Origin of the sequence: Ruminococcus sp. MSJ-25 (genome assembly GCF_018917825.1) — a bacterium.
In the GTDB taxonomy this organism is placed as follows: domain Bacteria; phylum Bacillota; class Clostridia; order Oscillospirales; family Ruminococcaceae; genus Hominimerdicola; species Hominimerdicola aceti.
On the sequence record NZ_JAHLPI010000017.1, the window covers coordinates 221,644 to 238,982 of the forward strand.

The following is a 17,339-nucleotide window of genomic DNA, read 5'->3' on the forward strand; positions in this document are numbered from 1 at the left end:
CCCTCCTATCTGAGATATTCAAACTCAAAGTCGAATATAGAAACAGTGTCGCCCTCTTCGATACCCATTTCTTCCAGCTTGTCGATTATGCCGCTGGTCCTGAGTACGTTCTGGAAATACTGGAGGGAAGAGTAATCGTCCATATTAGCCGTCCTGAGTATGTCAAGAAGCCAGTCTGCTTCCACGAAATAAACGCCGTCCTCCACAGTAACACGGAAGTCTTTCTTTGAGATGAGCTTATCGTCAAGCTCCTCCTGAGTGAGCGGCTGAGCTTCAAACTGCTTAACAGGCGGAAGAACAGAAAGTCGCTCCCATACGCCATACATAAGCTCTTTTGTACCCTTTGTGGTAGCGGCAGAGATCTTATAGAAAAGAAGTCCCTGATCCTCAACATAGTTTCTCAGCCTTTCCACCTGCTCAGGGGTAGCCATATCGCTCTTGTTTGCGGCAACTATCTGCGGAGCTTCCGCAAGCTCCATTGAGAAGTTTTCAAGCTCGTGATTTATCGCCTTGAAATCCTCGATAGGATCTCTGCCCTCGCTGCCTGAAACGTCGATAACGTGAACGATAAGTCTGCACCTTTCAACGTGTCTGAGAAATTCATGACCAAGACCAACGCCCTCGCTCGCACCCTCGATAAGACCCGGGATATCCGCCATAACAAAAGATTTTCCCTCTTCTATCTTAACAACGCCAAGGACAGGCGTCAGGGTAGTGAAGTGGTAGTTGGCTATCTTTGGCTTTGCCGCTGATACAACAGAGATAAGTGTGGATTTACCCACGTTCGGGAAGCCCACAAGTCCTACGTCTGCAATAAGCTTGAGTTCAAGCATGACCTCATATTCGTCACCACGGAAACCCGGCTTTGCAAACTTCGGTATCTGCCTTGTGGAAGTGGCAAAATGAGCGTTTCCACGTCCGCCCTTGCCTCCGTGAGCGATAACAGCAGGCTCGTCGGTAGAAAGGTCGGCAAGTATCCTGCCGCTTTTTATCTCTCTAACAACAGTGCCTCTAGGAACTTTCACCACAAGGTCGGGAGCATTCCTGCCTGAGCAGTTTTTGGCGCCGCCGTTCTGTCCCTTTTCGGCAACATATTTTCTCTTATATCTGAAATCTATAAGGTTTGAGATATTGTCGTCAACAACGAAAACAATATCTCCGCCCTTACCGCCGTCACCGCCGTCCGGACCGCCTGCCGCAACGTATTTCTCACGGTGGAATGAAACTGCACCGTCACCGCCGTCACCGGCTTTTATATAGATCTTCGCCTGATCGACAAACATGATCAAACCTCCTTATAAATGATATTATGCGTAAATTTAGTTGTCATTAACCAACAAAAGACCCCAAGCCTAAGGCTCAGGGTCATATGTTACAAAATTAAGCCTTGGGATAAACCGAAACCTTCTTGCGGTCTCTACCGAGTCTTTCAAATCTTACAACACCGTCGCTTGTTGCGAACAGAGTATCGTCAGAACCCTTCTTAACGTTCTCGCCTGGGTGAATGTGAGTACCTCTCTGACGAACGAGGATGTTACCAGCCAGTACGAACTGACCGTCAGCTCTCTTTACGCCAAGTCTCTTTGACTCAGAATCACGTCCGTTCTTTGTAGAACCCATTCCCTTTTTATGAGCGAAAAACTGCATTGAAATCTTAATCATCTAAATTACACCTCCATAAAATGTAATCCGTCCGATCAGTTATCTCTGACCGTGACTTTGATCCTGCCTGAAAATTCCTCAGCTAGAAAATATAAATGAGTGAGAAGCCCTAAAAGCAGCTTGTCCCCCTCCTCTGAGCTGTCATTTTCAAGCCTTAATATTATTTCGTTTTCTTCCACTGCGACATCAGCCTTTATCTTAAAAGCCTCAGTGACAGTGTTAGCCGTCAACATTACAGCAGACGATACGCTTGCACAGCATACGTCCTCGCCATAATCTGCGTAACCTGCGTGACCCGTTATACGAAATCCCACAAGTCTGTCATGCTCATTTCTGAAAAAATCAGCACAGATCATTATGCGTTGATAGCTTCGATCATAACCTTAGTGTAAGGCTGTCTGTGACCGATCTTGGTCTTTTCGCCCTTCTTTGGCTTGTAAGTGAATACAGTCACCTTCTTGGACTTGCCGTTCTTGATGACCTTAGCTGTTACGGAAGCGCCGTCAACATATGGAGCGCCAACCTTGATACCGTCGTCAGCGCCAACTACCATTACCTTATCGAAAGTAACAGCGTCCTCAGCGTTTACGTCCAGCTTTTCTACGAAAACCTCATCACCAGGCTTAACCTGATACTGCTTTCCGCCTGTTTCAATTACTGCGTACATTACGAATGCACCTACCTTTAAATAAACTCGCTACGCACGGTGGTCTGCAAATACAAACACTTATGACCGTGAATATGCGGCTTTAATATCATAACATATCCGCCCCCAAAAGTCAAGCACAGCTCTGTTTCTGCTTGAAAATTTACAGAAATTTAACTTTTAAAAACTCCTTTCCTATCCATTGTTGTCCCACTGTAAACATTTCTCCTTAAACCTATTGTAAACCCGCAAAAAATATGCTATAATAAATTTGTATACATTATATAATATTACGAAAGAGGTCGAAGAACAATGACAAATTCTTATGAAAGCCCGTTTTGTACCAGATATGCAAGCAAGGAAATGCAGTATATTTTCTCTGCCGACAAGAAATTTACTACTTGGAGAAAGCTGTGGGTAGCCCTTGCCCGTGCTGAAATGAAGCTCGGTCTTAATGTTACTCAGGAGCAGGTAGACGAGCTTGAAGCTAACATTGATAATATAGATTATGCCGCTGCCGCTGAGCGTGAAAAGCTTGTTCGTCATGACGTTATGTCACACGTTTATGCTTATGGACTTGTTTGTCCAAAGGCAGCAGGTATCATTCACCTTGGCGCAACTTCATGCTATGTAGGCGATAACACAGACGTTATCATCATGAGAGATGCACTTAAGGTCGTAAAGAGAAAGCTTGTCAAGGTTATCGACCAGCTTGCAAAGTTTGCCGATAAGTATAAGGCTATGCCTTGCCTTGCTTATACTCACCTCCAGCCTGCACAGCTCACAACAGTGGGCAAAAGAGCTACTCTTTGGTGCAACGAGCTTCTTATGGATCTTGAAGATCTGGATTTCAGACTTGCTAACCTCAAGCTCCTCGGCTCGAAGGGAACTACAGGCACTCAGGCTTCATTTATGGAGCTTTTCCACGGTGATACTGATAAGGTAAAAGAGCTTGAAAAGATGATAGCTGAGGAAATGGGCTTTGACGCTGTTGTTCCGGTTTCAGGTCAGACCTATTCAAGAAAAATGGACTATCAGGTATGCTCAGTTCTTGCCGGTATCGCTCAGTCTGCTATGAAGTTCTCTAATGACATAAGAATTTTGCAGTCATTCAAGGAGATCGAAGAGCCGTTCGAGAAAAATCAGATAGGCTCTTCTGCCATGGCATATAAGAGAAATCCAATGAGAGATGAGAGAATAACATCACTTGCAAGATACGTTATCTGCGACGTTCTCAACCCTGCATTCACAGCAGGTACACAGTGGTTTGAGAGAACTCTCGACGACTCTGCAAACAAGAGAATTTCCGTTGCCGAAGCCTTTCTCGGCGTTGACGCTATACTCAATATCATGCTCAATGTTACAGATCCTGACAACGGCTTGGTAGTATATGACAAGATCATCAGAAGAAGAGTTATGGCAGAGCTTCCTTTCATGGCCACCGAGAACATTATGATGGACGCTGTAGAAAAGGGCGGAAACAGACAGGAACTTCACGAAAGAATAAGAGAATATTCAATGGTAGCAGGCGCAAGAGTAAAGAAAGAGGGACTTGACAATAACCTCTGCGAGCTTATCCTCAACGACCCTATGTTTATGATAACAAAGGAAGAAATGGATAAGATAATGAAGCCTGAAAACTTTATCGGCAGATGCCCACAGCAGGTGGACGAGTTTATCGAAAATTGCGTAAAGCCTGTTGTCGAAGCAAACGGCGTATCTGACGACGTTGCAGAAATAAACGTATAATATCAAAGGATAAGAATTTTTCAGCGGGCTGATAGGTCTTTTCAGATCGTCAAGCCCCTGAATTTTATCTGATAAACACCACACAAAAGAAAGGCGGAAAACACCATGGCAGATTTTTGTACAGGCAAACGCTGTCCAAAATGTGGCGGCAGGAACTGTCAGCTTATAAGCGAAACAGACTACAGAAGCGGCAAATACGGCTTTGGAAAAGGCTGCTGCGGCTATATACTGTTCGGACTGCCAGGGCTTATCTGCGGACTTTGCGGCATGGAAAGCAAGTCAAAAACACGCTCCTATTGGGTCTGTCCTGATTGCGATTATAAGTTCAGAGCATAGCATGAGAATGAGAAAAGACCCATATGCACTGTGGCTTTATCTTATGAAGCTTGGTGCGTCGGCAGGCTGTCACCAACGCCCCGACAGAAGCTTCTTTTTTCACGGCTGGCAGTTTCCGGTGTGTGCAAGATGTACAGGCGTGCTTGCAGGACAGCTTGTAGGCTTTCCGATAGCCATAAAGAAAAACATATCCACCCTCATGGCCGTACTCTGCTGTGAAACTACCATGTTGGATTGGTCATTGCAGTATTCAGGGGTGAAAAAGTCCACCAATAAACGTCGGCTGGTAACAGGTCTGCTTGGAGGCTTTGGGCTTGCGGTGATTTATGTTAATATCATCAGATTTGTGATAAAAAAGATAAAAAGGGGAGAAAACGTGAGAAACGGTGATAAAAATGGAACTTGAACAATATAAAAGCAGTGCCTTTGAAATATTCGACAGACTTCTCAGAGCCATGAGAAGTCCCGAGGGCTATGTCCACCCGCAATCCCTTTTGTGCTGTATAGGCTCTCTTGCAGGCTATTCCTGCCAGCAGGACGTGAGAAAGCTTTTCATGACAGAGGGTGTTCAAGAGGAGGACGTTTTCACAGTGTTCACTGATAAGTCGGGCAGAAAGTATTTCTACGGCGATATCATTGACGAAAAGCTTGTGGGCAATAACTACTCAGTGTGGTCTTTTACCGCAGGAGTGCTTCAAAAATATAATGAGCCTTTTACGGACGTTGGGGAAATGCTCCGCTACACTGCGGCAAACGCAGGGGGCGCAAGCTTTGGCAAAATAAGAAATTGTACCACAGGTGAAACTGTCCAAAGCTATATAAAGCTTCTTTGGCAACCGCTTCTGCCTATAGCGCAGAAGTCAGCAGGCAGGGGAGAGCTTCACATAGTTTTCGGACTTTGCATACAAAAAGCCATGATGACCTGCAAAAGCGCAGTTTCACTTTCAGAGTGTGCAAGAATAATAATGGAAAGCGCCTTGACAGGGGCAAGGGTGGACTTCAAGGACTTGTAAGGTAAACAAAATAAAAAAAATAGGGAGAAACTTAATATGAAAAATAGCAGAAAAACAGCCGTATTGCTGGCGGCGTTGCTATCAGTGTCACTTTGCGCCTGCGGACCTGTTGAGGAAGCCGCAGACAGCGTTTCAGAAACGAAAGATACTACTACTGCGGAAGCGGTGTCAGATACGCCCGACAGTGTGGATGACAGTTCGCAGGTGGAAATAATTCGTGACCCTGAGCTTGTTTGTGACCTTAGCGAAATACCATATACAGCCAAATGCACCGTAGAGGGCAATTTTGGTGCAGAGGCAATGCTTTCTGATTATTATGGTATAAACGCAATGATAAATTCTGACGAGCCGCTCCTTAGTATACCTGTCAAGTATACTGACGCTGATTTCGGGGGTGGGGTCATTCGTTTTGAGTTTAGCGACAAAATAAGCGACGAGCAGAAAGCCAGTGCAGTTATAATGCAGTTTGACGAGGATAGCACGTTCACGAAACTTGAAAGTTTCGTTGACGAAAATGGCATTTCTGCGAATATCACCATGGGTGGCGTTTACATGGTCATAGACAGCTATGTTTATGATATGTTTAACGGAGGGTCGGTGGATACAGACCGTTATGATATTGAAAACGGTTTGACCATAGAACTTTCGGATTTTTCTGCCGCTTTAGAGTTGCCTGAGATAGGTGGATTTTCTGCCGCAAAGTTGGAAAAGCATGAGATAACCACAGATGATTTTGACGGCACGAGAGATGTGAAGATTGTCTATGCAAATCTTATTGACGGCAAAGTGGACGAAAAATATGACGGGTTAAATCTGTCATTGTCTTATTATCAGCGGCTTGACAAGATCACGGTCGATGATATGCTAGATATGTATGCAAAGTCGGCTGATATCAGCTCTGATGATAATGTTTGGCTTGATTATCGGGGACTTGACCTTGGCAATGGCAAGCGTGGCTGTGTTATTGCGGCTCTGGGTGAGGATCAAAGTGTGAACGTTCAGGGCATATATGAGTTTTCTGACAGTGAATATATACAATATAATGTGGTGATACCACTAAAGTATGTTTCAATGGGAGAAGATATTTTCGATTCAGCTATGAGTTTTCGCTATGCAGAATAAACGCATTTATAATGTTTGGGCGGTCTGAGGGGACTGCTGTTTTAAACGCTTTTTGAAAAGCTTTTTATATTGGTAAAAATTTAGCGGTATCACCGCATTGAAAGGATTTGATTTGATTGAAGATCGAAACACAATGTTTACACGAGGGCTATACGCCTAAAAACGGAGAGCCGAGAGTAGTGCCTATCGTACAAAGTACAACCTATGTCTATGACTCCTCAAGAGAGATAGCCGAGGTCTTTGATGACCCTACCAAGAGCCTTATCTACTCACGCTTTGAAAACCCTACCACAGACGCGGTTGAAAAGAAGATAGCCGCTCTCGAGGGCGGTGCAGCCGCAATGTGTACATCAAGCGGACAGGCTGCCACACTTTGCTCTATCCTGAACATCTGTCAGGCAGGGGACAGCTTTATAGCTTCCACTTCTATCTATGGCGGCACCATAAACCTTTTCAGCATAACAATGAAAAGACTTGGCATAGAGTGTATCTATGTTGACCCCGACGCTACAGATGATGAGATACAGGCGGCATTCAAGGATAATACAAAGCTTGTTTTCGGTGAAACTATCGCAAACCCTGCGCTGACAGTTTTCGATATCGAGCGTTTTGCAAATATCGCCCATAAGAATGGCGTTCCTCTTATCGTTGATAATACTTTCGCTACTCCATACCTTTGCAGACCTATCGAGTGGGGCGCAGATATCGTTATCCATTCTACATCAAAGTATATGGACGGCCACGCAGTTCAGGTTGGCGGCGTTATCGTTGACAGCGGCAAGTTCGATTGGACGGGCGGAAAGTTCCCTTGCATGACCGAGCCTGACGAAAGCTATCACGGCACTATCTACACTGAAAAATATTCATTCGCACCTTATATCGTAAAAGCAAGAATGCAGCTTATGAGAGATTTCGGCTGCTATCCTGCTGCAAATTCCTCGTTCCTGCTCAATCTGGGACTTGAAACTCTCCCTGTAAGAATGAAGCAGTATTGCGAGAATGCTATAACGGTGGCAAAGTTCCTTGAGAACAGTGACAAGGTAGAGTCCGTTGCATATCCCGGACTTGAAAGCGATAAGTACCATAAGCTTGCTGAAAAGTATCTCCCTCTTGGCACAGCAGGCGTTATCTCGTTCGTTATCAAGGGCGGAAGAGATACAGCGGCAAAGTTCATGGACAGCCTTAAGCTTGCTTCCAACGAAGTTCACGTTGCCGATATCCGTACTTGTATCCTCCACCCAGCCTCCGCAACACACAGACAGCTTTCAGACGAACAGCTTGTTGCCGCAGGCATAAACGGCGGAATGATAAGACTTTCCGTAGGTCTTGAAAATGTTGAGGATATCATAGACGATCTGAAGCAGGGCTTTGCGGCTATCTAAAATCCACCGAAAGGAGAACAGCTTATGGCTTTGGAAAACAAACTTGGTATAACCGACTCTGCGACCCTTGCCAGAACAGAAGAAAAGCTAAGCAAGGAAAAGGCTGTTAAGCTGTTTGAATATGGCATTTTGGATAAGCAGAAAGCAGGCAGTTTTCAAGCTCTTGCAGAGATACACAAATATCTTTTTGAGGATATCTATGATTTCGCAGGGAAAATAAGAACTGTGAATATTGCCAAAGGCGGGTTTCGATTTGCCCCTGTTATGTATCTTGAAAGCTCCCTTGAAAATATCGAAAAAATGCCACAAAGCGACTTTGACAGCATAGTTGAAAAGTATGTTGAAATGAATATCGCCCACCCGTTCAGAGAGGGCAATGGCAGGTCAATGCGCATATGGCTGGATATGATGTTCAGAAAAGAGCTTTCTATGGCGGTAGATTGGAGCAGGATAGACAAGGAGGATTATCTCCTTGCCATGGAGCGAAGCCCCATTCGTGATATCGAAATAAAGCACCTGCTTAAAAACGCTCTCACAGCGGATATAAATGACCGAGAGCTGTTTATGAAGGGCATAGACCAAAGCTATTATTACGAGGGCTATAACAGCTACAGCATTGACGACCTGAGATAAAAAATCAAGGACGGATGTTTCCAACGAAACACCCGTCCTTTTTATGTGCCTATCCATTCTCAGGGAGCGTAACAATAAAATTTGTACCCTTTCCGTATTGTGATTCTACACGGATATTGCCGTTGCACAGCTCCACGATACGCTTAACAAGTGGCAAACCAAGTCCGTTTCCCTCTGAAGCGTGCGCCCTGTCCCCTTGATAAAAACGCTCGAAAATGTGTGATATGGTCTGCTGATCCATTCCGATGCCACGGTCAGTTATCTCAGCCGTTATCACATCACCCTCTTCAAAAAGCTTTACTCTGATAGAGCTTCCCTCTGGGGAGAATTTTATGGCGTTGCCTATTATGTTCACCCACACCTGCGAAAGCATTTCCGCATTGGTGGTGTATTGTATCTCCTGCATATCAATGTCAAAGCTTATGTCCTTAGCCGTCCATTGCTTTTCCAGAAGAAGTATGCAGTTTCTTATCTGCTCGTCAAGGGAAAAGCTTGTCTTGTCAGTGATGATCTGCTGATTTTCAAGCTTTGAAAGCATAAGAATGTTCGATGAAAGATTGGTCAAACGCTTTGATTCGCTGATGATAATGTCAATGTATTCCTGCTTTTTTTCTTCTGACAGATTTTCTTTTTTTAGCTGTTTCGCAAAGCCCTGGATAGAAACGATAGGCGTTTTGAACTCGTGGGAGAAGCTGTTGATAAAATTCTCCCTGAACATCTCGATGCCTCCAAGCTCCTGCGCCATTTTGTTGTAGCTTTCTATAAGCTCGTCTATCTCGCCGTTAAAGCCCGTTACCTCTAACCTTTGAGAGAAATCTCCCTTTTCTACCCTGTGCATTGCCTTTTTTACCTCACGCACAGGACCTACTATCTTGCTTGCTACAGCGGCAGAAATGCAAGTGCCGATTATTACAGATACCACAAGTCCTACAATAAGGAAAACTAAAGGCATTTGCAAAGGGGATAGAAAATGCAGGCATCTTTTTATGCCTATCATTATAAATCCCGTAAGAAGCCCTGCCCATATCATTATCATAAATACCGCCGAAACTATGCTGGCGTTCATGGTGTAATTTCGCCTGCGCTCTGAGCGAAGAGCAGAGATAAGATGTTTTTTCATGAGTCTATCCTTTCAGCTTGACCGCCTTGTAGCCAAGCCCTCTCACTGTCATTATCTCAAAATCGTGGTTATTCTTCAAATGCTCTCTTATGCGGTTTATGTGTACGTCCACAGTGCGCTCGTCAGTGTCTGAGGTCATATCCCAAAGCTCGTCCATGAGCTGACGGCGGGTGAATATCTTGTCGGGATAGGAAAGAAGCTTGTAAAGAAGCATGAACTCTTTCGGTGGAAGCTCTCTTATGCCCTCAGGGGTCTTGATAGTCAGTGCGTCATAGTCGAGAGTGGTGTCGCCCACAGTTATCTTGTGGTCGCTCACTATCTGTGAACGTCGCAAAAGTGCCTGAATACGCAGAAGCATTTCCTCCTCGTCCACAGGCTTTACCATGTAATCGTCCGTACCTTTTATAAAGCCCTGCTTTTTGTCAAAAGCCGTTTCCTTAGCCGTCACCATTAATATAGGCGTCTGAAACCCAGCCTTGCGGATAGTTTCGCAAAGCTCCAAACCGTCCATACGAGGCATCATAACGTCCATTATAATAAGGTCAACATGTTTTTCGTCCATTATTTCGAGAGCCTCTATACCGTCACGAGCCTCGATAGGTGTGTAGCCGTTGTCGCTAAGCACATCACAGGTCAGTTTGCGAGTGTTAGTATCGTCCTCCACCACAAGTATGTGAAACATTTTTACCCCTCCGTTCACTTTGCATTTTTTTATTATATCACCGTTTTATTAACGTGATATTAACGATGTCAAGACACATTTAGTTCAAAATTTCATGTTGATCCTGCACAATTTCAGGGGTATTGCCTTGTGCAAACAAATGATTTATATTTTAATTTGGCAACATTTCTGCAATTGTTGCATTTTTTATGCAACAAAAGGGGTGCTTTTCGTGTATAAGTAGAAAGCGTTTTGATACTTGCGGGCACGTACAAGTCCTGCGACTTAGTGAAACCGAGGTGCGTTTCTGGAACAGGCTGTAGAGTACTTGTGTCAAAGCGTGGGTGTGCGTTTGATATTTTGTGTATACGCAACCAAGGGCATAATACCCAATGCCGCACCCCGAACGCAACTTGAAAATTGAATATAGAAACGGCTAAACCCACAATCTTACGGCAACGCACCTGTAGGGGCGAACAGCGTTCGCCCGACAAACCTTGCGTTATCCGTACAACATACGTCAAGAATGTGTGTTATCCCCAACAACATTTATGTTTTCACAAACCATGTAGGGGAGCGGCGCAATTTCTGCTTTGCAGAAATCCGACGTCCCGCCCACCTCGACGTTTCGCATTATTGTTTATCCCACAAACCTTAATAACCCCACAACGCATGGTAGGGGCGAACATCGTTCGCCCGTCGAAGAAACAAGTCCACGATTACAACCATTGTAGGACAGAACAAAAAACTATCCTATCACGCTTGTAGGGGCTTGGCGAAATTTCTGTTCGCAAGCTCACAGAAATGCGACAGCCCGTTTGAAGTGACGAGGTTTGAATTTACCATAAAGTCATGCAGATGTACAAAGACGTGCGAGTGGGTCGGGGCGTCGGATTTCTGCAAAGCAGAAATTTCGCCAAGCCCCTACAATTCTGAAATTATAACAAATTCTGAACACGGGCGAACGCTGTTCGCCCCTACAGTTATTTGGGCAAGTCCTACCTCCGCAAAATCGCTCCGCTCTTTGCGTATCTACATTGCGCTTAGGGCTAGAAAGGCGGTGCAGATTTTATACTCCGATATCACTTTCATCTGATATCCTATTTCTATCTGCTTTTGATACTACAATCTGCACCTTGTCGGCTTGCGCCGAATGAGGCTCTGCCTCAAACTCCGCTAGGGGCTTTGCCCCTAGACCCCACAAGCCCTCTAGCGCCGGGCTTGAGCGTGCGCTTTATCTCTCGCTTCGCTCGGTGCTTAATTTTTACTTTATGCTTGTAATTAACTTTGGTCTGCTATGCTCATTCCTCACTCCTCACTCCTCACTTAACCCCCCTCTCCGACAAATTTTTTACCCAAAACTGTGTTATGTTTAAACTGAGTTTATAAAACCCTATTATAATATCTTTACAATAACAAAAATAGGAGAAAAAATATGCTTAGTTTAAAGGACATAAAAAAAGATTATGTCGTTGGTGATTCCACCGTTTCTGCCCTTAAAGGCGTCAGCATTGATTTTCGTGAGAATGAGTTCGTTTCTATCCTCGGCCCGTCAGGCTGCGGTAAAACCACTCTTTTGAACATTATCGGCGGTCTTGACAGATATACCAGCGGTGACCTTAACATTAACTGCAAATCTACCAAGGATTTCAAGGATTGCGACTGGGATTCCTACAGAAACCATTCCATAGGCTTCGTGTTCCAGAGCTATAACCTTATACCGCACCAGACAGTGCTTTCAAACGTTGAGCTTGCTTTGACCCTCTCAGGTGTTTCAAAGTCAGAAAGACGTGAAAGAGCCGTCAAGGCTCTCGAGCAGGTGGGTCTTGGCGACCAGCTCCACAAAAAGCCTAATCAGATGTCAGGCGGTCAGATGCAGAGAGTTGCCATTGCAAGAGCACTTGTGAATGAGCCTGACATTCTGCTTGCAGACGAGCCTACAGGTGCGCTTGATACTGAAACAAGCGTGCAGATAATGGAGCTTTTGAAGAGCATTTCAAAGGACAAGCTTATTATAATGGTAACGCACAATCCTGAGCTTGCAATGAAATATTCTTCAAGAATAATCAAACTTCTTGACGGAAAGGTCATAGACGATTCCGACCCTCTTGACAAGAATGTTGTGGAGCCTATCAAAAAGCCTGAAAAAGAGCCTACTAAGGCTGACAAAAAGGCGGCGAAGAAAGAGCGCAAAAAGCTTAAAACTTCCATGAGCTTCCTTACTGCACTGTCTTTGAGCCGAAACAATCTTATGACAAAAAAGGCAAGAACGCTTCTTACCTCTTTTGCAGGCTCTATTGGTATAATCGGTATCGCACTTATTCTTTCTATCTCAAACGGCGTTCAGCTTTATATAGATCAGGTGCAGTCTGATACACTTTCAAGCTATCCGCTTCAGATAACAAAGACCACCGCAAGTATAGGCGAGATAATGAACACCATGGCGAAAAACCATGAGGATTCAGCAAACCACGATAAAGACAAGGTCTATTCTCAGAATGCCATGGGTGAGATGATAAACACTCTCATGGAAGAAACAAAGGTCAACAATCTGGAGAAGTTCAAGAAATATCTTGACGATAACAGCGACCTGAAAGACCTTACAAGCGACGTTCAGTACACATACGCCACTACACTTAACGTTTTTACGGAGAGCGACAGCGGTGTAATGCAGGTCAATCCGTCAACGCTTCTTGAAGATATGGGATATATGTCCTCAACTCAGATGGAAGCAATGTCCATGAGTGGCTCAATGGGTGGCATGATGGGCATGGGTACTGACGTATGGAGCGAAATGATAGATAATGAGGAGCTTATCGACAAGCAGTATGACGTTATCGCAGGACGTTTGCCTGAAAAGTATAACGAAGTTGTGCTTGTAGTTGACAAAAACAACGAGATAAACGACTATGTGCTTTATTCTCTCGGACTTCTCGACCCAAGCTCACTTAACGGCATAGTAAGACGTGCCATGGCAGGAGAGGATATATCCGTTGACAGCGAACAGCACGTTTACACCTACGATGAGCTTCTTGACCTGAAATTCAAGGTCGTTCCTACACCTGATTTCTATAAGAAAAAAGACGGTGTGTGGGAAGATATGACAGGCGATGAGAGCTACATGAAAAAGGCTGTTGCAAACGGCACCGAAATAAGCGTAGTTGGTATCCTGCGACCTGACGAGGACGCTTCCTCTGCTTCCATAAGCGGTGCCATAGGCTATCGTCATGACCTTATGACATATCTTATCGACGAAGTAGATAACAGTGAGATAGTAAAAGAGCAGATAGCAAATCCTGACATAGATGTTTTCTCAGGACTTAAGTTCAAAACGGACGAGAATGCGGCAGATACAGACAGCAGTTCAGAAACCGTTTCCGACAGCACAGCCGATACAGAAAGCAAGGCTGACAAAACAGCAGACAGCTCCGACACAGATAAGAGGGCTGGTTTGGTTGCAGGCGACAGCTCTATGGAGATACCTGAGGGAATGACCGAGGAGCAGTATAAGGCTCTTATGGAGCAGAGCGGTGCTTCCGATACAGGCGAGCTTGCAGATATGGGCATGAATGCCATGGGTTCAATGGATATGTCAGCAATTCAGGGCGGTGATATGTCATCGCTTACCGAAACTCAGAAGAAGTATATAGCTTCACTTTCTGACGAGCAAATGGAGCTTATGAAGCAAATGCTCAAAGAACAGTCCGACACAAATGCGGATCAGCTTGCAAACAGCGGAAAATATTCTACTTCAAACTATGACAACAACATGAAAACTCTTGGTTATTCAGTTGTTGAAGACCCTGACAGCATAAATATCTATCCTGTGGACTTTGCTTCAAAGGAAAAGATAATAGATATTATCGACGATTACAACGACAGTGTCGGCGAAGAGGACAAGATAGAATACACTGACTATGTGGGTCTTATGATGAGTTCTATCACCTCTATAATAAACGCTATCAGCTATGTTCTTATCGCATTTGTTGCGATTTCACTTGTCGTATCATCTATCATGATAGGCATTATAACCTACATTTCAGTTTTGGAAAGAACAAAGGAGATAGGTATTCTGAGAAGTATCGGTGCTTCAAAGAGGGATATATCAAGAGTGTTCAATGCCGAAACAGTTATCGTGGGATTTGTGGCAGGTGCATTGGGAATAATTATCTCCTATCTGCTCACAATACCGATAAACATGATAATCGCACATCTTACAGATGTGCCGATAAGAGCTTCAATACCTGTCAGTGCGGCAGTTATACTCATTGCAATAAGCGTTTGCCTGACGCTTATCGCAGGTCTGTTCCCGTCAAGAGTGGCGGCAAAGAAAGACCCTGTTATCGCACTGAGAACAGAATAGTTTATTTTAGATCCCAAGGAGGTAATCACTATGAAAAAGCTTACAGCAGAAAAAATTGACAACATCATGGGCGCAATGAGTTGTATCGTAACAGGTTTTTGTCTTATGGCTCTCATTATGATGGGACATTGCTGATTTTCTGACATTTCCATAACAAATTCCTATATAAGCTCTGCCCGTCATACCATTTTGGTTGGCGGGCAGTAGTTTTCTTGTGAATTGGTGTGGTATGGCTTAGAATATTCTATAAACCGTCACAAATTTTACACAATAATAGGTTATTATATAAGCAAAGAATATGAATTAAGGTAGCAACACACAAGCATTGTATGCAAAGCCAATAGGCGGTTCTTGTGCGGTGCTGTCTGAATAGGGAGGAATACTTATGGCAAAAATTCTTGTAGTCGATGACGAAATTAAAATAAGAGAGATAATCAAAGAGTATGCCGAGTTTGAGGGATATGAAGTGGCTCAGGCGGAGGATGGTATGCAGGCTGTGGAAATGGTGAAAAATCAGGATTTCGATATCATCATAATGGACGTTATGATGCCGAAGCTTGACGGCTATTCAGCTTGCAAGGAGATAAGAAAAATAAAGCAGATACCTGTTATAATGCTTTCCGCAAGGGGCGAGGAGTATGACAAGCTTTTCGGCTTTGAGATAGGCGTTGACGATTATGTTGTAAAACCGTTCTCGCCAAAGGAGCTTATGGCAAGGATAAGGGCGGTGCTTAACCGTGCGTCAGCTTCTCAGCGCACTGAGGACGTTATAAGATACGAGGGATTAGAGATAAACTTTACAGCCCGTGAGGTGAAGATAGACGGGAAGAAGGTTTCCATGACTCCGAAAGAGTATGACCTGCTTTTCTATCTGGTGAAGAACATGAACATTGCGCTTTCAAGAGAGAAGCTTCTTGAAGAGGTATGGGGCTTTGATTTTTACGGTGACGACAGAACTGTGGACACTCACATAAAAATGCTGAGAAACAGCCTTGGAAAATACCGCAATCTTATTGTTACTCTGAGAGGAATGGGATATAAGTTTGAAAAGATCCAGTAAGCTTGCAGAAGTCAAGGAAAAAGTCAGCAATAAGACAGCGGAGATAAAGGCTAAAAGAAGTCTGCGGTCATATGTGTGGATGTATTTTATCTTCTTCACGGCTTTTATTCTTATTCTTATCTGGCTTTTTCAGTATTTTTTCTTGGAAAGATATTATCAGTCGGCGAAGATAAGAGATATTACAGACGCTGCAAATCAGATAATCCAAGCATATGGCACTGACCAGCAGGAGGTAACGAACCGCTCGCTGGCTTTTGACAACAGCCTTTGCATTGTTATAACGGACGAAATGGGCAATCCTCTTGTGATGGAAAACAACATGGGAGCATATTCGCATCTTAACAAGATCATAAATAAGGGCTATGGCATCGGACTTTTCAAGATGATATCTCAGTTAAAGCAGTCGGACGATAACTACATCACAAAAATTGCTCAGAATGAGAATTTCAAGAGCAAGGAGATTTTTTACTGCACGTCTATCTACACTGATGATTCGGATAAGCAGGCGTATCTTTTTATTGAAAGCTCAATAGAGCCGATAGATTCCACTGTAAGCATTATAAGAGAACAGCTCATTTATATCACTATCATACTTTTTGAGCTTGCTTTTATTGTAACTATGTATATCTCAAAGCGACTTTCAAAGCCTATCGTTGACATTACGAACACGGCGAAGAAATTCGGTGAAGGGGATTATACGGTGGAGTTCAATGGTCATGGCTATTGTGAGATAGAGGAGCTTTCCACGGTGCTTAACAATGCCAAGGACGAGATACAAAAGGTATCGGAGCTTAGGAAAGACCTTATTGCGAACATATCTCACGACCTGAGAACACCGCTCACTATGGTAAAGGCTTATGCGGAAATGATAAGGGACTTGTCGGGGGATAATCCTGTGAAGAGGCAGGAGCATATCCAAGTCATTATCGACGAGGCTGACAGGCTTTCAAGTCTGGTAAATAATCTGCTGGAGCTTTCAAAGCTGGAGTCGGGCAATGCGGAGCTTAAACTCACGGACTTCTCTATAGTTGACAAGCTCAATGACTGCATGACTCGATATCAGATACTCATAGAGCAAAACGGTTATGATATCAAGTATATCCCAGACGAGGACAGAGTGATAACAGCGGATATTGCAAAGCTGGATCAGGTAATTTATAACTTTATAAACAATGCTATAAACTACACGGGTGACAACAAGGTCATTCGTATCAAGCAGATAAACAAGGCTGATGTGGTTCGTATTGAAGTAACAGACAATGGAAAGGGTATTTCTAAGGAGCTTCTGCCGAAGATATTTGACAGATACTACCGTGACGCAAAGGTAAAGCGTGACGTGGTAGGCACAGGACTTGGACTTTCCATTTGTCAGGAGATACTCAAAGCCCACGGCTTTGCATACGGTGTTCAATCGGAGGAGGGCAAAGGCTCGACCTTCTGGTTTGAAGCAAAGATCGCAAAGCAGGAGAGCAAGACTGTTCAGAAAATGGAGAGCAGGCTTTCGCTCAGCGGGCTGGAGGAAAAATAGGGTAAAATATAAGAGTGCATTATCGGGAATGGTAATGCATTCTTTTTTTGTTTGTGCTGTCGCA

Annotated in this window: 16 protein-coding genes; 10 read left to right on the plus strand and 6 right to left on the minus strand. The window is 44.1% G+C overall.

Annotated features, from left to right (window positions below; translation table 11 throughout):
- Positions 1–5: 5 nt before the first annotated feature.
- The 4 genes from obgE to rplU all read right to left on the minus strand — a co-directional run bounded on the left by obgE (position 6) and on the right by rplU (position 2,329).
- A complete protein-coding gene (gene obgE / locus KQH97_RS08050; RefSeq protein ID WP_216553737.1) occupies positions 6–1,283 on the minus strand; it encodes a GTPase ObgE in 1,278 nt (425 codons plus the stop codon).
- Between the two features lie 97 nt (positions 1,284–1,380).
- Complete coding sequence (gene rpmA, locus KQH97_RS08055; protein WP_022288733.1) at positions 1,381–1,662, minus strand: 50S ribosomal protein L27; 282 nt, start codon at positions 1,660–1,662, stop codon at positions 1,381–1,383.
- A 35-nt stretch (positions 1,663–1,697) separates the two neighbouring features.
- Positions 1,698–2,018: a ribosomal-processing cysteine protease Prp gene (locus KQH97_RS08060; RefSeq protein ID WP_022288732.1), complete on the minus strand. Its 321-nt coding sequence runs from the start codon at positions 2,016–2,018 to the stop codon at positions 1,698–1,700.
- The gene (gene rplU, locus KQH97_RS08065; RefSeq protein WP_022288731.1) at positions 2,018–2,329 is read right to left on the minus strand and encodes a 50S ribosomal protein L21; all 312 of its coding nucleotides are present in this window, start codon (positions 2,327–2,329) and stop codon (positions 2,018–2,020) included. The genes KQH97_RS08060 and rplU overlap by 1 nt, the downstream gene beginning before the upstream one ends.
- A gap of 291 nt (positions 2,330–2,620) precedes the next feature.
- Here rplU and purB point away from each other — a divergent pair, with 291 nt between their 5' ends.
- The 7 genes from purB (at position 2,621) to fic (ending at position 8,543) form a co-directional block, all read left to right on the plus strand.
- On the plus strand, positions 2,621–4,057 hold the full coding sequence (gene purB, locus KQH97_RS08070) for an adenylosuccinate lyase (protein WP_022288730.1): 1,437 nt from the start codon (positions 2,621–2,623) through the stop codon (positions 4,055–4,057).
- Positions 4,058–4,162: 105 nt separating this feature from the next.
- Entirely contained in the window at positions 4,163–4,393 is a 231-nt protein-coding gene (locus KQH97_RS08075) for a hypothetical protein (RefSeq protein WP_022288729.1), read from the plus strand.
- 1 nt (position 4,394) lies between these two features.
- On the plus strand, positions 4,395–4,799 hold the full coding sequence (locus KQH97_RS08080) for a DUF2085 domain-containing protein (protein ID WP_253286399.1): 405 nt from the start codon (positions 4,395–4,397) through the stop codon (positions 4,797–4,799).
- On the plus strand, positions 4,789–5,406 hold the full coding sequence (locus tag KQH97_RS08085) for a hypothetical protein (RefSeq protein WP_117863853.1): 618 nt from the start codon (positions 4,789–4,791) through the stop codon (positions 5,404–5,406). Before KQH97_RS08080 ends, KQH97_RS08085 begins: the two co-directional genes overlap by 11 nt.
- Positions 5,407–5,442: 36 nt before the next feature.
- Positions 5,443–6,528, plus strand: a complete 1,086-nt coding sequence (locus KQH97_RS08090) for a hypothetical protein (protein WP_216553738.1) — start codon at positions 5,443–5,445, stop codon at positions 6,526–6,528.
- Positions 6,529–6,644: 116 nt separating this feature from the next.
- Complete coding sequence (locus tag KQH97_RS08095; protein ID WP_216553739.1) at positions 6,645–7,910, plus strand: O-acetylhomoserine aminocarboxypropyltransferase/cysteine synthase family protein; 1,266 nt, start codon at positions 6,645–6,647, stop codon at positions 7,908–7,910.
- A gap of 24 nt (positions 7,911–7,934) precedes the next feature.
- Positions 7,935–8,543 (plus strand): protein adenylyltransferase Fic, encoded by a 609-nt coding sequence (fic, locus tag KQH97_RS08100; RefSeq protein WP_216553740.1) that lies wholly within the window; start codon positions 7,935–7,937, stop codon positions 8,541–8,543.
- 49 nt (positions 8,544–8,592) lie between these two features.
- Here the strand turns inward: fic and KQH97_RS08105 are convergent, their stop codons facing one another.
- Together KQH97_RS08105 and KQH97_RS08110 are read right to left on the minus strand one after the other, a co-directional pair.
- A complete protein-coding gene (locus KQH97_RS08105; RefSeq protein WP_216553741.1) occupies positions 8,593–9,663 on the minus strand; it encodes a HAMP domain-containing sensor histidine kinase in 1,071 nt (356 codons plus the stop codon).
- A gap of 4 nt (positions 9,664–9,667) precedes the next feature.
- Entirely contained in the window at positions 9,668–10,345 is a 678-nt protein-coding gene (locus tag KQH97_RS08110) for a response regulator transcription factor (RefSeq protein ID WP_117859183.1), read from the minus strand.
- 1,414 nt (positions 10,346–11,759) lie between these two features.
- Here KQH97_RS08110 and KQH97_RS08115 point away from each other — a divergent pair.
- From KQH97_RS08115 to KQH97_RS08125, 3 genes are all read left to right on the plus strand, one after another.
- On the plus strand, positions 11,760–14,687 hold the full coding sequence (locus KQH97_RS08115) for an ABC transporter ATP-binding protein/permease (protein ID WP_216553742.1): 2,928 nt from the start codon (positions 11,760–11,762) through the stop codon (positions 14,685–14,687).
- Between the two features lie 385 nt (positions 14,688–15,072).
- The gene (locus tag KQH97_RS08120; RefSeq protein WP_117896993.1) at positions 15,073–15,747 is read left to right on the plus strand and encodes a response regulator transcription factor; all 675 of its coding nucleotides are present in this window, start codon (positions 15,073–15,075) and stop codon (positions 15,745–15,747) included.
- The gene (locus KQH97_RS08125) at positions 15,731–17,275 is read left to right on the plus strand and encodes a cell wall metabolism sensor histidine kinase WalK (RefSeq protein WP_253286400.1); all 1,545 of its coding nucleotides are present in this window, start codon (positions 15,731–15,733) and stop codon (positions 17,273–17,275) included. Before KQH97_RS08120 ends, KQH97_RS08125 begins: the two co-directional genes overlap by 17 nt.
- Positions 17,276–17,339: the final 64 nt, after the last annotated feature.

Coding starts and splice junctions, on each gene's coding strand:
- obgE (WP_216553737.1), bottom strand. CDS start 1,283: ATGTTTGTCGATCAGGCGAAGATCTATATAAAAGCCGGTGACGGCGGT.
- rpmA (WP_022288733.1), bottom strand. CDS start 1,662: ATGATTAAGATTTCAATGCAGTTTTTCGCTCATAAAAAGGGAATGGGT.
- KQH97_RS08060 (WP_022288732.1), bottom strand. CDS start 2,018: ATGATCTGTGCTGATTTTTTCAGAAATGAGCATGACAGACTTGTGGGA.
- rplU (WP_022288731.1), bottom strand. CDS start 2,329: ATGTACGCAGTAATTGAAACAGGCGGAAAGCAGTATCAGGTTAAGCCT.
- purB (WP_022288730.1), top strand. CDS start 2,621: ATGACAAATTCTTATGAAAGCCCGTTTTGTACCAGATATGCAAGCAAG.
- KQH97_RS08075 (WP_022288729.1), top strand. CDS start 4,163: ATGGCAGATTTTTGTACAGGCAAACGCTGTCCAAAATGTGGCGGCAGG.
- KQH97_RS08080 (WP_253286399.1), top strand. CDS start 4,395: ATGAGAATGAGAAAAGACCCATATGCACTGTGGCTTTATCTTATGAAG.
- KQH97_RS08085 (WP_117863853.1), top strand. CDS start 4,789: ATGGAACTTGAACAATATAAAAGCAGTGCCTTTGAAATATTCGACAGA.
- KQH97_RS08090 (WP_216553738.1), top strand. CDS start 5,443: ATGAAAAATAGCAGAAAAACAGCCGTATTGCTGGCGGCGTTGCTATCA.
- fic (WP_216553740.1), top strand. CDS start 7,935: ATGGCTTTGGAAAACAAACTTGGTATAACCGACTCTGCGACCCTTGCC.
- KQH97_RS08105 (WP_216553741.1), bottom strand. CDS start 9,663: ATGAAAAAACATCTTATCTCTGCTCTTCGCTCAGAGCGCAGGCGAAAT.
- KQH97_RS08110 (WP_117859183.1), bottom strand. CDS start 10,345: ATGTTTCACATACTTGTGGTGGAGGACGATACTAACACTCGCAAACTG.
- KQH97_RS08115 (WP_216553742.1), top strand. CDS start 11,760: ATGCTTAGTTTAAAGGACATAAAAAAAGATTATGTCGTTGGTGATTCC.
- KQH97_RS08120 (WP_117896993.1), top strand. CDS start 15,073: ATGGCAAAAATTCTTGTAGTCGATGACGAAATTAAAATAAGAGAGATA.